5 protein-coding genes are annotated in these 4,059 nt (G+C 66.1%); 3 read left to right on the top strand and 2 right to left on the bottom strand.

Annotated elements, in window-relative coordinates; all coding sequences use genetic code 11:
* Positions 1 to 61: 61 nt before the first annotated feature.
* Positions 62 to 1,024, bottom strand: coding sequence for a 4-hydroxy-3-methylbut-2-enyl diphosphate reductase (ispH, locus tag HMPREF9440_RS07770; protein WP_008543079.1), 963 nt, complete (start codon positions 1,022 to 1,024; stop codon positions 62 to 64).
* Between the two features lie 295 nt (positions 1,025 to 1,319).
* Between ispH and rpmB the strand changes: the two genes are divergently transcribed.
* Together rpmB and rpmG are read left to right on the top strand one after the other, a co-directional pair.
* Complete coding sequence (rpmB, locus tag HMPREF9440_RS07765; RefSeq protein WP_040764747.1) at positions 1,320 to 1,553, top strand: 50S ribosomal protein L28; 234 nt, start codon at positions 1,320 to 1,322, stop codon at positions 1,551 to 1,553.
* A 16-nt stretch (positions 1,554 to 1,569) separates the two neighbouring features.
* Entirely contained in the window at positions 1,570 to 1,737 is a 168-nt protein-coding gene (gene rpmG, locus HMPREF9440_RS07760; protein WP_008543074.1) for a 50S ribosomal protein L33, read from the top strand.
* Between the two features lie 148 nt (positions 1,738 to 1,885).
* Here rpmG and tsaD read toward each other — a convergent pair whose 3' ends face one another.
* Complete coding sequence (gene tsaD, locus HMPREF9440_RS07755) at positions 1,886 to 2,917, bottom strand: tRNA (adenosine(37)-N6)-threonylcarbamoyltransferase complex transferase subunit TsaD (protein WP_008543073.1); 1,032 nt, start codon at positions 2,915 to 2,917, stop codon at positions 1,886 to 1,888.
* A 250-nt stretch (positions 2,918 to 3,167) separates the two neighbouring features.
* Between tsaD and larB the strand changes: the two genes are divergently transcribed.
* Positions 3,168 to 3,821, top strand: a complete 654-nt coding sequence (gene larB / locus HMPREF9440_RS07750; RefSeq protein ID WP_008543072.1) for a nickel pincer cofactor biosynthesis protein LarB — start codon at positions 3,168 to 3,170, stop codon at positions 3,819 to 3,821.
* The last annotated feature ends 238 nt before the right edge of the window (positions 3,822 to 4,059 follow it).

The following is a 4,059-nucleotide window of genomic DNA, read 5'->3' as shown; positions in this document are numbered from 1 at the left end:
GAGGGAAGGCGGGGCGCCGATCGGCAGCCCGCCCTCTCTCAGATCAATCCTTCAGCGGTTCTCAGTGCGCGGCTTCCTTCGCCGCCCCGAGGTCGCTCTCCCAAAGCCCCTTCGGCAAAGGGAAGGCGACGTTCTCTTCAACACCCTCCAGGGTCTTCACGTCGATCGAGCCCGTATGGTCTTCAAGCCACGCGAGCACGCCCTGAACGAGCGACTCGGGGGCGGACGCCCCGGCGGTGATGCCGATGCGCGAAACGCCTTCCAGCCACGCCGGATCCATGTGCTCGGCCGAATCCACCAGATAGGCGCGCGTCCCTTCGCGCTCGGCGACCTCGCGCAGGCGGTTGGAGTTGGAGCTCGTCGCCGACCCGATCACGAGCACGATGTCGACTTCAGCTTGAGCGAGCTTCTTCACCGCCTCCTGGCGGTTCTGCGTCGCGTAGCAGATGTCCTGGCGCTTGGGCTCATGAATGCCGGGGAATCGGGCGCGCAGCGCCTCGATCATCTCCCGGCTGTCGTCCGCGCTGATCGTGGTTTGGGTCACGTAGGCGAGCGTCTCGCCCGCGGCGTCGGGCAAGGTCGCCACGTCGGCGGACGTCTCCACCAAACGGATCCCGTCCTTCACCTGGCCCATCGTGCCTTCGACTTCCGGGTGCCCGGCGTGGCCGATCATGATGATGGTCTTGCCGGCTTCCCGCATGTTCCCCACCTCGCGGTGCACCTTGGTGACGAGGGGGCAGGTCGCATCGAACACCCGGAAGCCCCGGCGCGTGGCTTCCTCTTCCACCGCACGCGGCACGCCGTGGGCGGAGAAGACGAGGGTCGCGCCGTCGGGGACCTCGGCCAAGTCGTCCACGAACACCGCCCCGCGGGCGCGGAGATCGTCGACCACCGTGCGGTTGTGCACGATTTCATGGCGCACGTAGATCGGTGCGCCGTAGATCGCGAGCGCACGCTCGACGATGGCGATCGCACGGGTGACGCCGGCGCAGAACCCACGGGGTTGGGCGAGCAAAACCTGCATGAAAGGACCTCTTTGGGAAGAAAATTTTCACAAGCATAAAAGATTTTTGAGTTTTCGTCCCCCACGCCCCCTCAAAACAGGTACAATGCGCTTCCACGTTGACCGGCCTCGGGTGCTTTTGTCGTCTCCCGCCTGTACGGACACCGCGGGCGGAAGAGTGCTTCCGCTTCTCTGGGAGCCCCCACGGGACGGCCTCAACGTCGGAATTCACAAACTTCAAGGAAGGCGCCAACGCGAGCATCGCCCGTTGGGGCGGCGCGGCGGGTCCTTCTTTTTTCATTACACGGAGTTAGAGATGGCACGAGTGTGTCAAGTCACCGGTAAGGCGCCGATGGTCGGCCATCGAGTCTCGCACGCGAACAACAAGACCAAGCGTCGCTTCATGCCGAACCTTCAGTACCGCCGCTTCTGGGTCGAAAGCGAAAACCGTTGGGTTCGCCTTCGTCTGACGAACGCCGGCCTTCGTACGGTCGACAAGATTGGCATCGATGCGGTTCTCGCGGATCTGCGCGCCCGCGGCGAAATCTAATTAAGGGAGTTTCACCATGGCGAAAGGCGCTCGCGAAAAGATCAAGCTTGAAAGCACGGCCGGTACCGGTCACTTCTACACCACCACGAAGAACAAGAAGACGTCCACCGGCAAGATGGAAATCTCGAAGTTCGATCCGGTGGCCCGCAAGCACGTGATCTACAAGGAAACGAAGCTCAAGTAAGAGCCTCGGTTCCCGAGACGGAAAAAGCCCGACGACCTCCAGCAGGTTTCGGGCTTTTTCTTCGTCCGGAGATTGTGAAGAAGCCGGAGGTCCCGTCGGGGAATCTCCGGCTTCGTCGCGTTCGGAGGGGTTCAGGACGGGAAAGTCCTCAGAGCGTCTCCAAGGGCCAGCGCGGCCGCACGCGGAAGGCGCTCTCGCGCTTCAAGGCTTCGCGCTCCGCTTCGCTCATGCTCTCCAAACGCGCCAGGCCCGCGGCCGCGATCATCGCGCCGTTGTCGGTGCAGAGCCGCATCGGCGGGAAGAAGATTTCGCCGCGGCGGCGACGGACTGCGTCGGTGAGGCGCGCGCGCAGCTGCTTGTTGGCGGAGACGCCGCCCGCGACGACGACGCGCTCCAGCTTCGTCTCCTTCATCGCGCGGATGAGTTTGGCGGCGAGGACGTCGGTCACGGCGTCGACGAACCCGCGCGCCAGGTTCGCGCGCCAGGTTTCGTCCTCGGGGTTTTCGGCGGACTGCACGGCGGTCAAGACCGACGTCTTCAACCCCGAGAAGCTCATCATGAGGTTGGGGCTGTGAATCATCGGACGGGCGAGCTCAATCGCGCCCGACGCACCCTTTTCGGCCAAGGCCGAGACGTGGGGGCCGCCGGGGTAGGGAAGGCCCAAGAGCTGCGCCGTCTTGTCGAAGGCTTCGCCCGCGGCGTCGTCCAAGGTTTCGCCCAGAAGCTTGTACGACCCGAAGCGCTCGACCTTGAGGATCTGCGTGTGCCCGCCCGAGACGAGAAGCGCGAGGAAGGGGAATTCGGGCGCGGGGTCCGAGAGCTTGGCGGCCAAAAGGTGACCTTCCAAGTGGTGCACCCCGAGAACGGGGATCTCCAGGGCCCAGCCGATCGCGTGCGCGACGGCGTTCCCGACCAAAAGAGCGCCGGCCAACCCCGGCCCTTCCGTCACGGCGACTGCGTCCAGTTCCGAGCGCGAGCGCCCGGCCTTCGCCATCACGTCGTCGACCAACGCGACGGCGCGGCGGATGTGGTCGCGCGAGGCGAGCTCCGGCACCACCCCGCCGTAGGCGCGGTGCATGTCGATCTGGGTGTGGAGCGCGTCGGCGATGAGGCCGGTTTCCGACGAAATCAGGGCGACGCCGGTTTCGTCGCAGGAGGATTCAATACCAAGTACGAGCATAGTGACGGCATTGTAATCGGGCGCCGTCCCACGGGGCCCGAAGAATCCGGTTTTCGGCGCGGGTGCCGCGCGCGGGCGGCCCCGGTCGCCCGCCGCACTTCCAAAGTCCGTCCGTCACCCGCCGCCCGTCCGAAGGTCGCGATCGTGCAGGAATCGGGCGGTTTCGTGCGAGGGGGAGGCCGCGCCCCCGCGGTATAGTTCCGGTCAGACCACAACGCCAACACCGACAACCCCACACTCAAGATCTGTCATGAGCGTTCAATTCGACGATGCCCGCGAAGCGAGGATCGGCATTCCCGAAGCCGTCTTCTGCGCTTCGAAGCCCGAAGCCGACCTGCGCGCGCTCTTCACGCGCTTCGCCGCGCCCGAAACGGCGCCCATCCTCTTCACGCGCGTCGCGCCCGACCGCTGGGCCTGCTGCCCGGAAGAGCTCCGCCCCTCGTACGACTACGATCCCGTCTCCCGGACTGCGTGGAACAAGACGCGCGGGAAGCGCCCCACCGGGCGCGTCGCGCTCGTCTCCGCCGGAACCGCCGACGGGGCGGTGATCGGCGAAGCCGCCAGGACCATCGAATACTTGGGCTGGACCGCCGTCCGGTTCGAGGACTGCGGCGTCGCCGGCCTCTGGCGCATCCAGAAGGCGATCGCCGACATCAACGCCTGCGACGTCGTGATCTGCGCGGCGGGGTTGGATGCGGCGCTGGCGAGCGTCCTCGGGGGCCTCACCGACCGGCCCATCTTCGCCGTGCCCACGTCGGTCGGCTACGGCGTGGCGGCGGGCGGCGAAACGGCGCTTCGCTCCATGCTCGCCTCCTGCGCCCCCGGCGTCGCCGTCATGAACATCGACAACGGCTACGGCGCCGCATGCGCCGCCGCGAGGGTGCTCCGCGCCTTGGGTCACTGACCTGATCGACCCGACCCGTCCGAGTACGACCACGACCAAAGACCAAGACCACGAAAGACCACCAACGACCATGCCCCAAGAACTCTTCATCCTCACCGCCCGCATCCACGCCGGCATGAACGCCGAGGTCGTCCTCGGCGGGCTTCTCGCCCTCTCGGGCTTCACGTCGACGCTGGCGACGGGGCTTCTCAGGAAGCTCTTCCCTGATGCGCCCGCCGAGGCGGCGTTGAACCTCACT

This window comes from Sutterella parvirubra YIT 11816 (genome assembly GCF_000250875.1).
GTDB lineage: Bacteria > Pseudomonadota > Gammaproteobacteria > Burkholderiales > Burkholderiaceae_F > Sutterella > Sutterella parvirubra.
The sequence above is the reverse complement of the archived record's forward strand: the minus strand, read 5'-3'. Positions and strand labels throughout refer to the sequence as shown.